This is a genomic window from Candidatus Poribacteria bacterium, assembly GCA_021162805.1.
Classification (GTDB): domain Bacteria; phylum Poribacteria; class WGA-4E; order B28-G17; family B28-G17; genus JAGGXZ01.
The window spans coordinates 21,446-39,186 of the sequence record JAGGXZ010000212.1; the positions used below are offsets into that span (position 1 = coordinate 21,446).

General features: G+C 53.2%; 18 protein-coding genes. 15 read left to right on the forward strand and 3 right to left on the reverse strand.

Features of this window, described 5'->3' with window-relative positions; genetic code table 11:
* Positions 1-75: 75 nt before the first annotated feature.
* On the forward strand, positions 76-1,260 hold the full coding sequence (locus tag J7M22_17415; protein ID MCD6508381.1) for a DUF438 domain-containing protein: 1,185 nt from the start codon (positions 76-78) through the stop codon (positions 1,258-1,260).
* A gap of 8 nt (positions 1,261-1,268) precedes the next feature.
* Here the strand turns inward: J7M22_17415 and J7M22_17420 are convergent, their stop codons facing one another.
* Positions 1,269-1,520 carry a hypothetical protein gene (locus J7M22_17420; GenBank protein ID MCD6508382.1) on the reverse strand — a complete coding sequence of 84 codons (252 nt, stop codon included), beginning with the start codon at positions 1,518-1,520 and terminating at the stop codon, positions 1,269-1,271.
* A 179-nt stretch (positions 1,521-1,699) separates the two neighbouring features.
* Between J7M22_17420 and J7M22_17425 the strand changes: the two genes are divergently transcribed.
* The 6 genes from J7M22_17425 to gnd all read left to right on the forward strand — a co-directional run bounded on the left by J7M22_17425 (position 1,700) and on the right by gnd (position 7,835).
* Positions 1,700-2,731: a Gfo/Idh/MocA family oxidoreductase gene (locus J7M22_17425; GenBank protein MCD6508383.1), complete on the forward strand. Its 1,032-nt coding sequence runs from the start codon at positions 1,700-1,702 to the stop codon at positions 2,729-2,731.
* A gap of 86 nt (positions 2,732-2,817) precedes the next feature.
* A complete protein-coding gene (locus tag J7M22_17430) occupies positions 2,818-3,747 on the forward strand; it encodes a hypothetical protein (GenBank protein ID MCD6508384.1) in 930 nt (309 codons plus the stop codon).
* 15 nt (positions 3,748-3,762) lie between these two features.
* Positions 3,763-4,635, forward strand: coding sequence for a 4-hydroxy-tetrahydrodipicolinate synthase (locus J7M22_17435; GenBank protein MCD6508385.1), 873 nt, complete (start codon positions 3,763-3,765; stop codon positions 4,633-4,635).
* Positions 4,620-5,120, forward strand: a complete 501-nt coding sequence (locus tag J7M22_17440; protein MCD6508386.1) for a PaREP1 family protein — start codon at positions 4,620-4,622, stop codon at positions 5,118-5,120. The genes J7M22_17435 and J7M22_17440 overlap by 16 nt, the downstream gene beginning before the upstream one ends.
* A gap of 44 nt (positions 5,121-5,164) precedes the next feature.
* A complete protein-coding gene (locus tag J7M22_17445; GenBank protein MCD6508387.1) occupies positions 5,165-6,712 on the forward strand; it encodes a HAMP domain-containing protein in 1,548 nt (515 codons plus the stop codon).
* A 220-nt stretch (positions 6,713-6,932) separates the two neighbouring features.
* Positions 6,933-7,835, forward strand: coding sequence for a decarboxylating 6-phosphogluconate dehydrogenase (gnd, locus tag J7M22_17450; protein ID MCD6508388.1), 903 nt, complete (start codon positions 6,933-6,935; stop codon positions 7,833-7,835).
* 409 nt (positions 7,836-8,244) lie between these two features.
* Here the strand turns inward: gnd and J7M22_17455 are convergent, their stop codons facing one another.
* The gene (locus tag J7M22_17455) at positions 8,245-8,997 is read right to left on the reverse strand and encodes a LamG domain-containing protein (protein MCD6508389.1); all 753 of its coding nucleotides are present in this window, start codon (positions 8,995-8,997) and stop codon (positions 8,245-8,247) included.
* Between the two features lie 171 nt (positions 8,998-9,168).
* Here J7M22_17455 and J7M22_17460 point away from each other — a divergent pair, with 171 nt between their 5' ends.
* Genes J7M22_17460 through J7M22_17475 form a run of 4 tightly spaced genes read left to right on the forward strand, consistent with a single transcriptional unit; the run spans position 9,169 to position 12,128 of the window.
* Entirely contained in the window at positions 9,169-9,999 is an 831-nt protein-coding gene (locus J7M22_17460) for a radical SAM protein (protein MCD6508390.1), read from the forward strand.
* 45 nt (positions 10,000-10,044) lie between these two features.
* Positions 10,045-10,635 carry a sigma-70 family RNA polymerase sigma factor gene (locus tag J7M22_17465; GenBank protein ID MCD6508391.1) on the forward strand — a complete coding sequence of 197 codons (591 nt, stop codon included), beginning with the start codon at positions 10,045-10,047 and terminating at the stop codon, positions 10,633-10,635.
* 3 nt (positions 10,636-10,638) lie between these two features.
* Positions 10,639-11,097, forward strand: coding sequence for a zf-HC2 domain-containing protein (locus J7M22_17470; GenBank protein ID MCD6508392.1), 459 nt, complete (start codon positions 10,639-10,641; stop codon positions 11,095-11,097).
* On the forward strand, positions 11,094-12,128 hold the full coding sequence (locus J7M22_17475; GenBank protein ID MCD6508393.1) for a hypothetical protein: 1,035 nt from the start codon (positions 11,094-11,096) through the stop codon (positions 12,126-12,128). The genes J7M22_17470 and J7M22_17475 overlap by 4 nt, the downstream gene beginning before the upstream one ends.
* Here J7M22_17475 and J7M22_17480 read toward each other — a convergent pair.
* Positions 12,121-12,906: a class I SAM-dependent methyltransferase gene (locus tag J7M22_17480; GenBank protein ID MCD6508394.1), complete on the reverse strand. Its 786-nt coding sequence runs from the start codon at positions 12,904-12,906 to the stop codon at positions 12,121-12,123. The two genes, J7M22_17475 and J7M22_17480, sit on opposite strands and share 8 nt — an antisense overlap.
* Before the next feature lie 196 nt (positions 12,907-13,102).
* On the opposite strand from J7M22_17480, the gene guaB reads away from it, so the two are divergent.
* From guaB to J7M22_17500, 4 genes are all read left to right on the forward strand, one after another.
* Positions 13,103-14,605, forward strand: coding sequence for an IMP dehydrogenase (guaB, locus tag J7M22_17485; protein ID MCD6508395.1), 1,503 nt, complete (start codon positions 13,103-13,105; stop codon positions 14,603-14,605).
* A gap of 27 nt (positions 14,606-14,632) precedes the next feature.
* Entirely contained in the window at positions 14,633-15,217 is a 585-nt protein-coding gene (locus J7M22_17490) for an inorganic diphosphatase (GenBank protein MCD6508396.1), read from the forward strand.
* Entirely contained in the window at positions 15,141-16,184 is a 1,044-nt protein-coding gene (gene mtnA / locus J7M22_17495) for an S-methyl-5-thioribose-1-phosphate isomerase (GenBank protein MCD6508397.1), read from the forward strand. The genes J7M22_17490 and mtnA overlap by 77 nt, the downstream gene beginning before the upstream one ends.
* A gap of 86 nt (positions 16,185-16,270) precedes the next feature.
* Positions 16,271-17,653, forward strand: a complete 1,383-nt coding sequence (locus J7M22_17500; protein MCD6508398.1) for a trypsin-like peptidase domain-containing protein — start codon at positions 16,271-16,273, stop codon at positions 17,651-17,653.
* The last annotated feature ends 88 nt before the right edge of the window (positions 17,654-17,741 follow it).

The window sequence follows — 17,741 nt, forward strand, 5'->3', positions numbered from 1 at the left end:
CATATAAAATCTCCCGAAGTACCGGCCTAACGATATTCAGAAGCCGGTATATCCTAATTAAAAACTGGAGGTAATATTGTGAACAGGAAGGAAACTTTGAAGGAACTGATAAAACGGCTCCATGAAGGCGCTGATCCCGATGAGGTGAAAGAGCAGTTTAAGGATCTGATAAAGGGCCTCACGCCGGATGTGATAGCCCAGGTGGAGGAGGAGCTCATAAAGGAGGGGATGCCGAAGGAGGAGGTCCAGAGGCTCTGTGACGTCCATCTGGCTGTGTTCAGGGAATCGCTGGAGGGAGGGGAAACCCTGGCGCCCGAAGGTCATCCGATCCATATCCTCATGGAGGAACATAAGATGCTGTTGCGGTTCGCGGGCGATCTGAGGGACGCGGCTGGAAACCTCCAATCGGCCGGCGGGGAGGAGATGGATCGGATAAATCATATCGTGGAGCACCTCAAGGATTCGGAAAGCCATTACCTGCGTGAGGAGAACGTCCTCTTCCCCTATCTCGAAAGACATGGCGTCACCCAACCCCCAGCCATTATGTGGATGGAGCACGATAGGATAAGGGAGGTAAAGAAGAACATATACAGGATCGTGGACGGGAGAGAGGAGATGGATCTTCAGGATTTCAAAGCCCAACTGAGGGAAAGCTCGCTCGCTCTGGCCGAGATGCTCTCAAACCACTTTTACAAGGAGAACAACATCCTCTTCCCAACAGCTTTGAGGGTCATGGACGAGGAGGAATGGCCCGATATAAGGTGCCAGTTCGATGAGATAGGGTATTGCTGTTTCACTCCGGAACTCCCCGAGGTAGCAGCTCCGGAAGTGGAGAAACAGGCTCCTCTGCCCGAGGCGGGAGGAACGATAGCGTTTGGGACGGGAAGCCTGTCCGTGGAGGAGCTTGAGGGGGTATTGAACTCCCTGCCGGTGGATATAACCTTCGTGGATAAGGATGATACCGTCCGATACTTCAACCAGTCCAAGGATAGGATATTCGTCAGGACGAAGGCCGTGATCGGACGCAAGGTCCAACAGTGTCACCCTCAGAAAAGCATACACCTCGTCAATCGGATACTGGAGGAATTCAAAACGGGCCGAAGGGATGTGGCCGAATTCTGGATCCAAATGGGAGACAGGATGATCTACATCAGATATTTCCCCGTCCGCAACGGGAAGGGCGAATACCTCGGATGTATAGAGGTAACACAGGATATCACCGATATCAGGAGAATAGAGGATGAAAAAAGGCTTCTTTGACTTTCCCCCTACGTCTGTAGCATCTCGGAAAAACCTGAAATGCGGTGGAAGGTCATGAAATTGGCATCATGCTGATTATGGGCGCCGCCAAGACCGTCATCATAGGCCGTGCGGGCCACGGCGATGATATCCTTGCCTTCGAATTGCCAATCGAGGTATTGAAAGGCGTGATAGCGGGTATCGGGGTGATGTAGGATGATCTTGCGAACCGCCCAATCGCGCAGGTCAGAGGAGCTGATAAGGACGACCGTGTTACGCACACGCTCGATGTTCTCATCCTTATACTTTTCCAGTGTGATGTTGGTCAGCGACCAGTACAGGCCCGTTCGATCGTCATAGCGGAAAAGGCCATGATGTCATTGACCTTATCCCCGAAACGATGTAAAATTGTAAAACGGGTGCCGAAAGGCTTTCAACCTAGTCAGGGGAGGATGAAAGAATGGGAGAGGAGAGGAAGCTCGGAGTGGGCATTTTCGGTGCGGGATGGGTCGCCGGCGAGCATGCCAGGGCCTATCTGAACAACCCGCACTGCCGCATCGTCGCCATAGGGAGCCGAACCGAGCGGAGCGCCAAGGCGCTTGCCGACAGATACGGTCTGGATGTCAGGATCTACACCGATTACCAGAAATTCCTGGACGATCCCGAACTGGACGTCGTTTCGATCTGCACGCCGCCCAACCTTCACGCCCAGGAGACGATAGAGGCCGCTCAGGCCGGAAAACACATCCTGATCGAGAAGGCCATAGCGATCAAGCTGGAGGATCTGCCCAGGATGGAGAAGGCGGTTAAGGAGGCGGGGGTCAAAACCGTCGTCAGCTTCGTGTTAAGGTGGAACCCGCTGTTTCAATGTATCAAATCTCTGCTCGAGCAGGGCGCTCTCGGCAGGATATTCTACGCCGAGGTGGATTATTGGCACGGGATAGGACCGTGGTACAAACAGTATAGCTGGAACATCAAGAAGGACGTCGGCGCAAGTTCGCTGCTGTCAGCGGGATGTCACGCGGTGGACGCCATGAGATACTTCCTCGGCCTGGATAAAAAAGTCGTTGAGGTCTTCGCATACTCCACTAAGATCTGGCAGGAGTACGAATATGACCCCACCATAGCGGGGGTGTTGAAGTTCGAGGACGGGACAATAGGTAAGATCAGCTCCTCGATCGAATGCACGACGCCCTATCAATTTAACATCGATCTTTTGGGGGAATACGGCACGATACGAAACAACAGGATCTACTCCAAGAAGCTGATGCCCGGTCAAACCGATTATGCCGCCATACCCACCATCCTTCCCGACAGCGGCGACGTCACACATCACCCGTTCCAGGGCGAGATAGATCACCTTATAGACTGTATACTCAACGATGTCGAATCGCACGTAAACCTTTCAGACGCGGTTAAAACCCACGAGATAATCTTCGCCATGGATCAAAGCGCGGCCGAAGGGAAACCGGTCAAACTGCCGTTGTTGTGAAGATCTTTAAACTATATGCTTGACATATGATAAGTATTCTGGTAATATTTAGATAAATCGGGGGACGGCATGGGGGGAGGCGTCGTTTGAAGGATGCCTCGCCCTGCGGGATATCAAGCCTGGGAGAAGTGATCGGGATGAAAGAGGAAAAGGAGAAGGAACGGGAAAATAAGGAAAGCACCGAACTTGCCCCTCTGGAGGAGTACGATATCGTCAATCAGGTCGATGATAGGACGATCATCGAGATGATGACCGGTCAGGCCATCCAGGAGTATGTCTACTCCTTCAGGCAGGGTAACAGGGTTATCGAGGGATTGACCTTAGCCGGGATAAACGAGGCGGCCAACCGACGGGGTGGGATACAGGTTGATGACATCACCTTTGAGGAGAGGGAGAACTCCTGGATCGTTATAGTTAAAGCCACCGATACCTACACCGGCTCCTCCAGATACGGGGCATGTGAACAGCCCAAGAGGATAAACGGTAGGGAGGACCCCTTCGCTTTCACCAAAGCGGTTCACAAGGCTCAGCGTAACGCCATCAAACAGCTCATCCCCGTGCCCATAATCAAAGAGGTGCTCAACTTCTACCTGCACAGGCAGGGCAAAAAGATCGAGGAGATGCCGGAGGAGAGGGCAAAATCGACGAACGACAAGATCTCAAACGCCCAAAAGTCCACCTTCGCGACCTATCACAGGTTGAGGGAAAGGCTGGAGAAGGAGGGGATCAAACAGGAGGATTTCTGGGGATACGTTAAGAGGCGGTACAGGGTCGAGTCGCGAAACGATATGACCGAAAGACAGTGGGTTGAGCTCTCCGCCGAGCTGAAGGCCGCTGAGGGGAGTGAGATGTTGTTCTCGGATATGGTGAAAAGGGTGAAACAGTCGATGGCCGCGGAAAAGCTGTTCGGCGAGGCGGAGCCTGAGGAACAACCTCAACCCCAACAGAAGAGCCAGAGCCAACAACCCCGGAAGGAGGAGAAGAAGATACCGGGGGACACCCTGTTTCAGATATAAGTTTGGAGGTGTTTTATGTTTGAGGGCTCAATTGTAGCCATAGTAACCCCTTTCAAGGATGGAAAGGTTGACGAGGAGAAGCTAAAGGAGCTCGTGGAGTTCCAGATCTCAAACGGAACCCACGCCATCGTTCCGTGCGGCACGACGGGGGAATCGCCGACCTTATCACATGAGGAGCACGAGCAGGTGATAGATATCGTTGTGGAGGCGGTGGACGGCAGGATCCCCGTCATCGCCGGCGCGGGTTCAAATAGCACCGCTGAGGCGCTTAGGTTGACTAAACACGCCAAGGAGGCGGGCGCGGATGGAGTCCTGTTGATCACGCCTTATTACAACAGACCCACCCAGGAGGGGCTCTACAGACATTACATGACCCTGGCCGATGCCGTGGACATACCGATGATCATCTACAACGTCCCGTCGAGAACCGGATCGGACATCCTTCCCGAGACGGTCGCCCGGCTGGCCGAGCATCCCAACATCGTCGGCATAAAGGAGGCCACGGGATCTCTGAGGAGGGCAAGCGAGATAATCCAGGCGTGTGGCGAGGATTTCGACCTGCTCTCGGGCGACGATTTCGTCACGCTTCCGATGATGGCCGTCGGCGGCAAGGGGGTCATCTCGGTGGCCGCTAACGTCATACCGGCTCAAGTTGCTCAGATGTGTGAGCTCGCTAAAGCGGGGGATTTCGCAAAGGCCAAGGAGATACATCACAGATATTTCCAGCTTTTCGTGGGGCTTTTCCTGGAGACCAACCCGATACCGGTCAAGACGGCGATGCAGATGATGGGACTGATAAACGGCGAGATGAGATTGCCCCTCTGCCCTATGTCCCAGCCCAACAGGGAGAAGCTTGAGGAAATTATGAAAGGGTGTGGGCTGTTATAATGGAGCTAGTTTCCGTCACATTACCCCGAAAGCTCAGTTCGAGACTGAGAGAAAAAGCTCAAGAGATAGGAACTTTTCCTGAGGAATTAACGGTTGAGCTGATACTCCAGGGATTGAACGAGGAGCTTGATCCTGAAGAGCTCGTGGAGCATTACCAGGCCCTGAGTGAGAAATATCTTGCTGAGGCTAGGGAATTACTAAAAAGGGGAGACCTTGTTCAAACTTCGGAGAAGCTATGGGGCGCCACCGCGTTGGCAGTTAAAGCGGTGGCAGCAAAAAGAGGGTTAAAGTTGGAGAGGCACGGTAGCCTTTGGAATTTTGTAAGCAAACTCTCAAAGGAGAAAGGGGATGAAAACATTATCACGCTTTTCATTGTGGCGAATGGTTTACACCGAAACTTTTACGAGGATCAGATGAATAAAGAATCTTTAGAAGTTGCCATTAAAAACATCGAACAGCTAATCGGTAAATTAAGGGGGTTTTAAACTCTGCCTTGTTCCTTCGATAAAGATGTGGGAAGTGAGATAACTTGAGGTTCGGCGCTAAGCTAACCTTCTCCATAACCCTTGCCGCCTTGATCCCAACCTTGATATTCCTACTGCTTTCATATGACCTCATATCACGGAGCATAGAGAAATGGGCGGATAAGAGGGTTGAGAGGGCCCTTATGGAATCCTCCAGAGCAATCATGGAGATAGAGGCCTTCCACGCCAATCAGATGTCCGACCTGGTCAAACGGATCGCGATGGACGTGGAGCTTGCTGACGCCCTGGAGGCCGGAAAACCCGTGGGAGACATCGTTAGCTCGCACGCCCCCAGTGAGATCCTCGCCGTCTACGATAGATCGGGCAAGCTTCTCTTCTCCTCGCTCCCCGATATCACCCCTAAACGGATAACGGATTTCCTCCCTTCGGTAGAGGATTTGAGCTTCGAGCCGACGACGAGCGACATACCGATGGTGGATGGCGAGCTCTTCGCCTGCGCCATGCCGGTTTTAAGCGAGGATGGACGGCGAAGACTCGGCGCGGCCGTCGTTTTCAGAAAACTCCCGTTCGCCAGAAGGAGGGTTGAGGAGGGCAGAAGGCTCTACCAGGCGCAGGCGTCCGGCAGATCTCCGGCGATCAGAACCGTCCTGATAACCCTCTCCCTGGCGGCTATCCTGATCTTCGCTATCTCGATCACCGCCTCATCCCTCATGATGCGCAGCGTCAAACGGTCCCTCCGTAGGCTCATGGCAGGGATAGATGAGATAGGAAAGGGTAACCTGGATTACCGGGTTCAGGTGAACTCCAAGGATGAGTTCGCCGAGCTGGCGGGGGCGTTCAATCGGATGGCTGAGCAGATCAAACGGAGCAGGGAGGAGATCAAACGGGCCGAGAAGATGGCAGCCTGGAGGGAGGTCGCCCAGAAGCTGGCCCATGAGATCAAGAATCCGCTCACCCCCATACAGCTTTCGGCGCAGAGGTTGAGGAGAAGATACCGATCCGGCGATAGAGAGGGATTTGAGGAACTGCTCGATAGGTGTGTCGATACGATCATCAGGGAAGTGGAAGGGGTGAAGAGGTTGCTGGATGAGTTCTCACAACTGGCCAGGATGCCGCCGCCGAAGATGGAGCCTATCTCGCCAGCCGAGGCCGTGGAGGCGGCGCTGAACCTGTTCGATGAGATGCCGGGAGGAATCAAGGTGGAGACGGATCTGGATCGATCGGTGAAGGTCACGGGCGATTTCGATCAGATCAAACGGGCGATCTTCAACCTGATAAAAAACGCCGTCGAGGCGATGAAAGGAACAGGAGTGATAAGGATATCCGTTCGGGCGGAGGGTGAGGGAGCCGAGATCGAAATCTCGGATACCGGTCCGGGCATCCCCGACGAGATGCGAGATCTGCTCTTCGTCCCACATCTGTCTACAAAACCGGGAGGAATGGGATTGGGATTGGCGATCGTTAAAAAGAGCATCGATGACCACGGTTGGAGGATCGACGTCAGAGATAACCCCAGAGGGCGTGGGACGAGTTTCATCATAACCATACCTAGCAGGGTACATACCGAGTCTCCCGCAACATCTCCCCTGTAAGCAAGATTCAAGCGTGGAGTAGTTCTCTGCATATCGCAGATGCTAGATGAAGGAAGGAGGTTAAGAGATGAAGACAATCTGTGAGCCGGCAAGGGAGGTGCCCATTGTGGCGGAACGGGATGCCATCCCGCCGATCCGGATGTAACCGCCCTATAGCTTCGTTCGATGAGTCAGATGCTAATGGAGGCTATAGAGAAGAGCAAAAGAAGGAGGAAATGAAATGCAGGTTGGAATGATAGGATTGGGGCGCATGGGGATGAACATGTCACGCCGCCTCCTTAAAGGCGGTCATGAGGTCGTGGTCTACAACCGAACGAAGGATAAGGTGAAACAGATGGAAGAGGAGGGGGCGATCGGATCCTACTCCCTGGAGGAGCTCGTCCGCAAATTAACCCCTCCCAGGGTCACCTGGATGATGCTTCCGGCAGGGAAGGTTACCGATGAGCACGTCGAACTCCTGTCCGATCTGCTCTCTCCCGGCGATATACTGGTGGATGGGAGTAACGGCTTTTATAAGGACGACATCCGCCGCGCCGAGAAGCTGAGACCTAAGGGGATACATTATATGGATGCAGGGGTGTCGGGAGGAGTATGGGGCTTGAAGATGGGATACTGCATCATGGTCGGCGGCGATGAATCGGACTTCAGATCGATCGAACCCCTGCTGAAAAACCTCGCGGCGGAGGAGGGATACCTTTACTGCGGACCGACGGGCGCGGGGCATTTCGTTAAGATGGTTCATAACGGAATAGAATATGCCATCATGGAGGCGTATGGCGAGGGATTCGAGCTGCTTAAAACGTCGCCCTACGGCGAAAAACTCGACCTCGCCAAAATCGCCCATCTGTGGAATCGGGGAAGCGTCATAAGATCCTGGCTGCTTGAGCTTTTGGAATCGGTTTTCAAAGAAGACCCCGATCTCTCCTCGATCAGAGGATATGTGGAGGATTCAGGCGAGGGAAGATGGACGGTGAAGGAGGCGGTTGATATGGCGATATCCGTGCCGGTTATAGCCCTTTCGCTTTTCAAGAGGTTTCAATCCAGGCAGGAGGACCTCTTCTCCGATAGGATCCTTGCCGCCCTGCGTAGGGAATTCGGCGGACATGCTGTCAGGCAAGGATGATCCATCACCCTTGCCTATCTGCTTTCCTTTAACCGCTGTATTTTTGGGGCGAACTGCGTATCATAAAGCCGCTGAAGGCGATGGGGTAGGGAACGGTCCGACTCCCTCCCTCCCCCACGATATGGGTTGTATGCCTTTACAGGTGATCTCGAGGATCTCCTGTGGGCGAAGCCAGGCGGGAAGGCGAAACGTCACCTGCACCACGGTGCCCACTCGGTCGCTGGCATAATCCTCGTTCACACAGATCAAAACCACAGTGTCCAATCCGGCCAGCAGACTTCGAACCCACGGCCGTCGGGACCCCGCCACAGGCAGAGAAATCCAGCGGAGATAAAGATTCCGTCCTACGGGATATGAACCATCCCCTCAACCTCTGTAGTTTAAGGGTTAAGAAAACAGCCAGAGGTTCTCATTTCTTCAATTCGCCCCAGATCGAAGCAAGCTTTCCCACGGGCTCAACAGAGGTGGGCAGCTTCATGACGAGCTGGATCTCATCGGCGGTAAGAGCGCGGTTATAAATCCTTATCTCATCTATTATCCCGTTGAAGAAGTCATAGGGGTTAGAGGTATCCGTCTTCTTGATCGCGCCGATGCCGAGATGCTTGTTAGTAACGCTTATCTTTCCCGCTCTGGGTTTGCTATCGGTTTCGACGCCATCCACGTAGAGATGTTCGGCTTTGCCGTCATATGTGATGGCAACGTGATGCCACTCTCTGAGCGGTGTTGGTTTGGAATCATAGAGTGAGCCGATCCAACCGTTAACGTGTACATCTCCCGAAAGTTTGCTCGCCCTTACCTTGATGAGGTAGGCGTCGCCCTTATAGACCAGCTTTCGTTCACCGCTGGCGGGTATATTGTATGCGTTAACCCACGCCATTAGCGTCAGCTCATCGGTAAGGTCGAGAACGGGGTTATCCCTGACGAACACGAAGTCATCAACTCCATCAAACTCCAGAGCTTTTCCCGATTTACCTTCGACCCACTTAGGGTCCCCCTTTATCTCGCCGTCAACGCCGTGCTCCGTTTTATCCTTAACATCGCCGTTAAGTGGCCAGTATACGACGAGGTTTTCCTCAAACGGTTCGCCCGAGTAGGCGATCGCTGTCATAAGCCACAAGGTGGATATTACGGCTATTGCCATGGATATAAGCGTAAATCTCATCTGTTCCCCTCCTCAGTGTATTAACGGAACAGACAGTAGGATACAACAATTCAATGGAAGAATCAACGGATAATTTCTCCTCGCTTCCCGCACTTTGACTCAGAATTCCGATCTATGGTATTATAGAATTGCCGGTGATAGATCCTTGTTGGCGCGCCGAATGGATATCGCATGATTAAAAAGATAACCTGTAAGACCGTCTTAACCAAAAGCGGCGTCGGGGAAGGATATACGCTCAACCCTTACTTCGGCTGTCAACATTCCTGTGTCTATTGTTACGCGAGATACCTGCTTAGATATAGACCGCACGATGAACCCTGGGGTGGATTCGTTGACGTCAAGTGCAACGCACCTGAGGTGCTGGAAAGGGAAATCCGAAGGAAAAATCCGTCATCCGTTTTCCTCAGCACCGCCTGTGACGCGTATCAGCCGATCGAGTCTGAGCTTAAGCTGACAAGGAAACTCATCGAAATACTCGCCGATTCACCTTTTCAGATCAAAATACTGACCAAGAGTTCTCTCGTCCGCCGGGATCTCTCAATCTTGGCCGAAGCCAAGCTTCCTGCGTCCTTGGGCGTGACGATTACGACGGTCGATGAGAGAGTACGCTCCCTTATTGAGCCTCTCGCATCTCCCTCCTTTGAAAGGCTCGCTGCGATAGAAGAGGCGAAATCGCTGGGGATAGAGACATGGGTGATGGCCGGCCCATTGATGCCGCTCATCACCGATTCGGTTGAGTCGTTGGAAAAGCTCTTCACAAAGGCAAAGGAGGTGGGGGCGAGCTTCATATATGTGGATAAACTCAATAGGAGAGGGGGCGTATGGGAATCCATATCGAATTTTCTGTCGAAACATAGGCCTGGATTGGTGAAGATCTATCACAGATACTTCTTCGATAGATCCTTTCGCGATGAATACCTCCGGGCCCTACGTGAAAGGGTGCGATCGGCCGCATCAAAGGCGGGATGGGATGAGGGGAAAATTCACATGGAATCTATATGAAGATACATCGTCTTTAAGATTGAAGGACACGATTCCGGTGAGACGATGGTCGATCCCCAAACGGTTAAGAAGGCTCAGAACGGAGATCACAAGGCCTTTAAAGAGCTTTACGATTCAACGAGCCTTGGCATTTACAACCTGATGTTACGAATGTCCGGAAACAAGGAGACCGCGGAGGATCTGACACAGGAAGTCTATCTACGTGTGTGGCGTTCTTTAGGGAGGCTGAAATCGCCAAAGGCCTTCGTGACATGGCTTCACAGGATAGCTATGAACGTCTACCGTGATTGGTCTAAAAGCGCCTCACACAGACTGGAGGAGATGAGGGTGGGGATGCAGGTTCAGGGTCAGGATGATGATCCCGAGAATGATGAGGGTCTGGATCTGATACCTTCACCGCATCCCTTGCCTGATGAGGAGACTCTGAGAGGCGAGATGAAGGATGTAATCGAAAGGGCGATCTCATCTCTGCCGGAGAAATATAGGGCCGTGGTGATCATGCATCACATCGAGGGACTGGGGTTGAAGGAGATAGCTAAATCCCTCGATGTGGCCCAGGGGACGGTTATGTCGAGATTGGCAAGGGCAAGGGCCATGCTCAGAGAAAGATTATCCGGATATATCGAGGGGGATTGAGCCATGAGATGCGAGGAGGTAAGGGAGATACTTCCGGAATATACCGTTGGGGCGTTGAAACGGAGGAAGGCCAGGGATGTCGAAAGGCACCTCGAGATCTGCCCCGATTGCAGAAGGGAGTTGGCCGCTCTCAAGAAGATAGGAGAGATGATTGAAAATATGCCGCTTGAGAAACCTCCGGCCAACATCTGGGATTCCATAGCTGTCCAGATTGAGTCCGAATCTCAAGAGCGGGAAACCCTTTGGAGACGATGGCTTAAACCTAAGTTTATACCGGCATGGTCCGCTATTGCCCTGATAGGATTTGCCGTCTGGATCTACCTGGGATTGATAAGGTTGCCCCAAGGGGAAACCCAACAGATGATCCCCCTCGAGCTGAAACAGCATGCGGTAGCCGCCTGGAACTCTCCCTTTTCCGATACCGCCGCCTTGGCATTATACATAGGGGAGGGAACCCGATGAGAAGGGAGGTTCTCATCCGGATCGCTATAATCCTGATGATGGCGCTTTCAGCTATGTCACAAAGCGATGAGGTGACATCTCAAAACCTCAAATCGGTTCTAAAGGGCGCTTACGAAGCGGAGGATACCTTACAGTTGCACGGAATTAAAGAGACGATAGCTACTCTCCCGAGAGGAACGGTTAAAGTACGCGTGGAGTTTTGGCAGTCCAATGGGAGAAGGCTACAGATATACCTCACTGGCCCCTTGGCTGGCGATAAGATCCTGGAGATGAAAGGTGTTGTCTACTATATCTCACCCGGAGCCCGGAGAGTGACGGTGGCTCATCCGCCTCTCACTCCAAGTTCCACCCTCGATCTCTTACTGAGAAATTACAGGGTCGAGAGGGCCGGTGAAGACCTTATCGCCGGAAGAAGATGTGTTATTCTCTGGATAAAGCCCGTCTATAAAGGTAATCCCTCCAGAAAGGTATGGATCGATTCTGCAACGCTTTTCCCGCTTCGAAAGGAGAGTTATGACTCAAACGGTGAACTGGAATCGGTAAGCACGTTCACGAAGGTCGAATATAATCCTGATATACCTGAAGGGCTATTTAAAATACCCAAAGGATGGAGGGTTGAACGTCCGGGGTTCAAGCCGATCGATTTAGATCAGGATCTTTCATCCGAGCTCGGGTTTAAACCCATACTGCTCAAAATCCTGCCTAAGGGGTATGTCCTCTCCGGCGCTTTTATCAACGCTGCTCCGCCCGGCCCTGTGCTCCAGGTGAAATATACGGATGGAATGAACCAGATCTCACTCTTCGAGAGGATTAGGATTCGCAGGAGAGGTATGGGCATGGGATGGATGAGGGGACGAAGGATGATGGGAAGGAAGATGATGTGGGGCCGGAAGGCATGCATGATGTTTGAGGATATCGGAGTGCAAGCCGGAAAAGCGGTAATGGTGCCTCATCCCAGACTTCTCATCATCATCGTCGGCGATGTTTCCGAGGAGATCATGCGTCATATCGTCGAGGAAAACTTCAGGTGATCTCCGGCAAAACGGATTTTCTACCCACCGCGTACATCACCTGCGTATGAACCTCACCCTCGAAAAGGCCGGTCTCAGCTATCAGATAGAGCTTAACACAGAGGTTGAGAACCTTCCAGGCCATCCACCTCAACCCGCTGGCTAAACCGTGGACGACCGGCTTACAGGGGAAGATCCCTACCGGATCGAACCCCGCCGCCCTTAAAACCTGAGTTATACTCACGGGGGTGAACCCGACCTCATGGGTGAAATCGCCGAACGCTATTCTCGCGCCAAATGGAGAAGCCATATTGGGAGTTGAGAGGATCAGAATCCCATCCCTCATAAGGGCTTCATGGGCGGCATCCAGAAAAGGGAAAACCTCATCTTTGGTTAGATGCTCGATGAAATCCAAGGCGAGAATCAGGCTGAACTCCTCTCTCCTTTCCGAAAGATACCCGATGGCATCAGCAACCTCGACGTTTTCAGCGCCTCTCAACACGGCCTCCTCTATCTGTTCCCGGCTCAGATCGATCCCGCGCACGTCGGTATAACCCATTCTCTGAAGTATGAAGATCATCTCGCCGCTTCCGCATCCCACATCCAGTATCGGAGCCGCCCTATCCTGAGGCAGAAACGGGGAGAGATAGGATCGAAAATGGGATTCGAGTACCGAGGATCTCCATCGGTAGTCATGGGCGTGTGCAGCGTGTGTCGTGACATACCGCTTAAAAAGCCGATCTCGATATCCTTTGGGATTCATCCTCATTTTCCCTTTTTCATCAATGTGATATCCCAAGCGGATAACACCCTATCACAGAATTCCACTCTGCTATTTCGCGGGAGAGCGATATTCCCTCCTTTCGGCCCGTATATTTTATAACGCGCAGGAAAGGGCGTCAAGTAGGAGCTGCGGGTGGCTTGCAGTGGGTGTTTGACAATCATACACTGTTATGCTAAAATTCAGCAATTAAAAGCTCTGGAGGTCGGTCTTAATGAGCTTAAATTTCGCCGGCACCAAGTTTGAAAAGGAGGGCCTTTCCTTCGATGATGTTCTGCTGGTGCCTGCTGAATCGGACGTTCTCCCAAGCGAGGTGGACACCTCCTCTCGACTCACCAGAAACATAAGGCTGAATATCCCCATCTGTAGTGCGGCGATGGACACCGTCACGGAATCAAGACTGGCTATAGCCCTGGCACGTGAAGGAGGGATAGGTATTATCCACCGAAACTGCACCATAGAGGAACAGGTGAGCGAGGTCGATAAGGTCAAACGCTCCGAAAGCGGGATGATAGTCAAACCGATTACCCTCCCGCCGAACGCGACCGTTGCCGAAGCGCTGGAGCTGATGAGCAAATATAGGATATCCGGCGTGCCGATAACGGAGGATGGCAGAGTAAACGGGAAGCTGCTGGGGATAATCACAAACAGAGACGTCCGTTTCCTTGAGAGGACGGATCAACCGGTCTCGGATATCATGACCAAGGAAAACCTCATAACCGCAAGAGAGGGGGTCACGCTTGAGGAGGCCAAAAGGATCCTGTATCTCAATCGTATAGAGAAGCTGCCGGTGGTGGATGAGCAGTTTCGCCTCAAGGGGCTGATCACGATAAAGGACATAGACAAGCTGATGAAGTATCCCAACGCCTGTAAGGATGAGAAGGGAAGGCTCAGGGTTGGAGCGGCTATAGGCGCTTCGGCGAATCTGGAGGAGGTCGCCGCTTTGGTTGAAGCGGGGGTGGACGTGCTCGTCATAGACACCGCCCACGGCCATTCCAAACGGGTCATCAGAGCTACCGAGAAGGTGAAAACCGCCTACGGAGATGTCGATCTGATCGTGGGTAACGTCGCCACCGCCGAGGCAACGAGAGCTTTGATAGAGGCGGGAGCCGATGCCGTTAAGGTGGGAGTCGGCCCCGGATCGGTCTGCACCACAAGGGTGGTGGCCGGCGTGGGTGTCCCTCAAATAACGGCGATCAGCGAGTGCGCCGAGGAGGCCGATAAATACGATATCCCCGTCATCGCCGATGGCGGGATCAGATACTCCGGAGATATTGTCAAGGCGATAGCAGCTGGCGCCAGTTCCGTCATGATCGGGAGTCTCTTCGCGGGAACTGAGGAGGCTCCCGGCGAAGAGGTGATCTATCAAGGCAGAAGGTTCAAAGTCTATAGAGGTATGGGATCGCTCGCCGCTATGAGGGAAAGGGGCGGCAGGGAGAGATATCTACAGGGCGGCGTGGATACTTCCAAGCTCGTGCCCGAAGGGATAGAGGGTAGAGTCCCATATAAGGGAAAGTTAAGCGATTTCGTCTATCAACTCGTCGGCGGCCTGAGGGCCGGAATGGGATATTGCGGCGCGAACAACATCGAAGAGCTCAGGACGAAAACCAAGTTCATAAGGATCACCTGGGGTGGGCTGCGGGAAAGCCATCCCCACGATATCGTCATAACCGAGGAGGCACCGAATTACAGTCCAAGCTGGTTTTTCTCGCCCTGAGCTGAAAAACTAGAATCGGGGTTTGACGTGAGAAGGAGAAATCCGAAAAATATAGATCTGGGAAGACATGCCCCGGGGGTGGTAAATGTAGTGGTGGTGACCCCAAAGGGCAGTAGAAAGGGATACAGATATGACTCCAAAAGACGGAAATTCGTCGTGGATTGTACCTTCGGAGTGCCCGTCCCAACCGATTACGGTTGGCTGCCTCAGACTATCGGCGAGGATAACAACCCGCTGGAGACGATGGTGATCACCAGATATACTGCCCGACCGGGATATATCTATCAGGCCAGACCGATCGGCACTCTCAAACAGAAAAACGGCGAACATAAAATCATATGCGTTATGCTGGGCGATGATCGCTTCGCCAGGATCCAGGATATCTCCGACCTGGACAATAAGACGATCAAGAGGATCGTCTCCTTCTTTGAACCCTTCTTTGAGTTCGACGGATGGATGGACAGGGAGGAGACCTATAAGCTGATCGAGAAGTCACACCGAAGATACCTCGATTCGAAAACGAAAGGTAAGGGAGATGCCGCTGGAAACGATAAGATGGAACCGTCAGAAGAACCAGATCGAACTGATAGATCAAACCCTGCTTCCGAATGAGCTGAGATATATATCATGTAAGAGCGTGGATGAACTCTGGGAGGCGATCAAAAACCTGAGAGTCCGCGGAGCTCCCGCCATCGGCATCGCAGGGGCGTTGGGAGTTGTTCTGGGCATATGGAACAGCCGAGCCGAAAGGTATGAGGAGTTCAAATCGCAGCTCGATTCCGTCGCCGGTTATCTCGCCACCTCACGTCCCACTGCCGTCAACCTCTTCTGGGCGCTCGATAGGATGAGGGCTGCGGCCGAAAAACATAGGAACAGGCCGATATCCGAACTCAAGGGGATCCTGCTTGAGGAGGCTTACAAGATCATCGAGGAGGACAGGCGGATCTGCCGAGCCATAGGCCGTAATGGCGCCGAGTTGCTGCCTGATGAATGCACCGTCCTGACGCACTGTAACGCCGGCGCTCTGGCCACGGCAGATTACGGAACGGCGCTCGGAGTGATATATGCCGCCGTGGAGATGGGTAAAAGGATAAAGGTCTTCGCCGATGAGACGAGACCTCTCCTGCAGGGTGCCCGGCTGACGGCCTGGGAGCTCATGCAAAACGGCGTTGACGTCACCCTGATCTGCGATGATATGGCCGCGACCGTCATGAAAGATGGCATGGTCGACTGCGTGATCGTCGGGGCGGACAGGATCGCCGCAAACGGCGATACCGCAAACAAGATCGGCACCTATAACCTGGCGATACTGGCTAAAGAACACAAATTGCCCTTCTACGTCGCTGCTCCCGCTTCCACCTTTGACCTCTCGCTGGAAAGCGGCGATCTGATACCGATCGAGCGGAGAAAACCGGAGGAGATCAAACGACCCTTCGGATTGAAGATCGCTCCGGAGGAGGTCAAGGTCTATAACCCCGCCTTCGACGTCACCCCTGCTCGATATATCACGGCCATAATAACGGAGAAAGGCGTCATCCATCAGCCCCTCGCGGAGAACATCCGAAAGATGCTGATGTAAACCTGAAAATACCCGCCGTCGTAATCAAAAGCGGATTACAGTTCCTCTCCCGCTCCCTGTTTATGACTGAAATGGAGGTTTAAATCATGAGGCGATATGTTTTAAACGTCATGATGATCGCCCTGATGGGCTGGATCGCCTGGGGAAGCGCCTTATCTCAAACCCCCTCCGATGTGATCGAGAGATGCTCCCCCGCCGTCGTTAAAGTTGAGGCCAAAATCAGCGTGAAAGAGGAGAAACTGCCCGATTACTTCAAGGAGCCTTTTGAGGAGTTCTTCAAGAAGCCCGGCGAGATCTTCCGCTTCCAGATCCCATCTCCTAAACCCCACGGCAGAGAGGAGATCCCAAAACCCACATCCTTGGGCTCCGGCTTCCTGATCGACGGTGAGGGACATATAGTCACGGACTATAACCTGATCGAAAGGGCGGAGGATATCAAGGTGACGCTGTCAAACGGCAAGGAGGTCAAGGCCGAGGTGGTCGGATCGGACGATGTCTCAGGCGTCGCTGTGCTGAAGGTCAATCCAGACGAGCTTGACGATATCGAACCCCTTCAGCTCGCCGAAACCGAATCCCTTAAACCCGGACAGACCGTGATCGCCCTAGGACATCCCAAAGGGATGGATCTGTCGGCCAGCATGGGGATCATAAGCGGACTGGACAGAAACGTGGGGAAACTCTCCGGGTTGATCCAGACCGATGCCCTGATCCGACAGGGGATGGGCGGCGGTCCCCTTCTGAACATGGAGGGGAAGGTCGTAGGCATGAATATAGCGGCTGAGGTTAAGAGGCTTGAGGGATTCGGCTTCGGATTCGCCGTGCCCGCCGATACGATCAAAAGGGTCTCCGAATCGCTCATCCGATCCGGAACGGTCAGAAGGGGATACCTCGGCGTCTATATATCCTCCATAGATGCCGATCTGGCCAGGAAGCTGAAGCTCGGAAGCAGGGAAGGCGTGCTGATAACGGAGGTCATGCCCGGCTCCCCCGCCGAAAAGGCCGGATTTAAAAACGGCGACGTGGTCATCGAGGTGGACGGAGTGAGGGTTAAAGGCCCCACCCAGTTCCGGCAGCTGATCCTCAACACCGAACCCGGGACCGAGACCAACATGAAGGTGATCCGCGATGGTAAGGAGATCGAACTGAAGGTCAAGATAGGAGAACGAGCCGGTGAAGGGAAAACCCCCAGCTTGTTCACCTGGCGAGGTATATCGCTGCAGGAGATGACGGATGAGCTGGCGAAGAGGTTCGGATATGAAGGCGAGGAGGGCGTGCTCGTGGCGAACGTCAAATCCGGATCTCCCGGATATGAGGCCGGCATCCAGCCCGGCGACCTGATAACGGACGTCGAGAGGAAACCTGTCAGCTCGATCGATCAGTTTAAGGAGAGGGTCAAAGGATTAAAGGGCGATGTATTGCTACATCTCAGACGGGGCAAAGGGGCGCTTTTCGTGGTGGTGAAAAAGTAGGGACGAGGCATTCAAGAAGAATGCCTCGCCCTTACTTGATTTCCCCCTTGGTTTATGCTAAACTAAGTCCAGTTAGATATTTTAACCA

Coding starts and splice junctions, on each gene's coding strand:
- J7M22_17425 (MCD6508383.1), top strand. CDS start 1,700: ATGGGAGAGGAGAGGAAGCTCGGAGTGGGCATTTTCGGTGCGGGATGG.
- J7M22_17435 (MCD6508385.1), top strand. CDS start 3,763: ATGTTTGAGGGCTCAATTGTAGCCATAGTAACCCCTTTCAAGGATGGA.
- gnd (MCD6508388.1), top strand. CDS start 6,933: ATGCAGGTTGGAATGATAGGATTGGGGCGCATGGGGATGAACATGTCA.
- J7M22_17455 (MCD6508389.1), bottom strand. CDS start 8,997: ATGAGATTTACGCTTATATCCATGGCAATAGCCGTAATATCCACCTTG.
- J7M22_17460 (MCD6508390.1), top strand. CDS start 9,169: ATGATTAAAAAGATAACCTGTAAGACCGTCTTAACCAAAAGCGGCGTC.
- J7M22_17465 (MCD6508391.1), top strand. CDS start 10,045: ATGGTCGATCCCCAAACGGTTAAGAAGGCTCAGAACGGAGATCACAAG.
- J7M22_17470 (MCD6508392.1), top strand. CDS start 10,639: ATGAGATGCGAGGAGGTAAGGGAGATACTTCCGGAATATACCGTTGGG.
- J7M22_17475 (MCD6508393.1), top strand. CDS start 11,094: ATGAGAAGGGAGGTTCTCATCCGGATCGCTATAATCCTGATGATGGCG.
- guaB (MCD6508395.1), top strand. CDS start 13,103: ATGAGCTTAAATTTCGCCGGCACCAAGTTTGAAAAGGAGGGCCTTTCC.
- mtnA (MCD6508397.1), top strand. CDS start 15,141: ATGCCGCTGGAAACGATAAGATGGAACCGTCAGAAGAACCAGATCGAA.
- J7M22_17500 (MCD6508398.1), top strand. CDS start 16,271: ATGAGGCGATATGTTTTAAACGTCATGATGATCGCCCTGATGGGCTGG.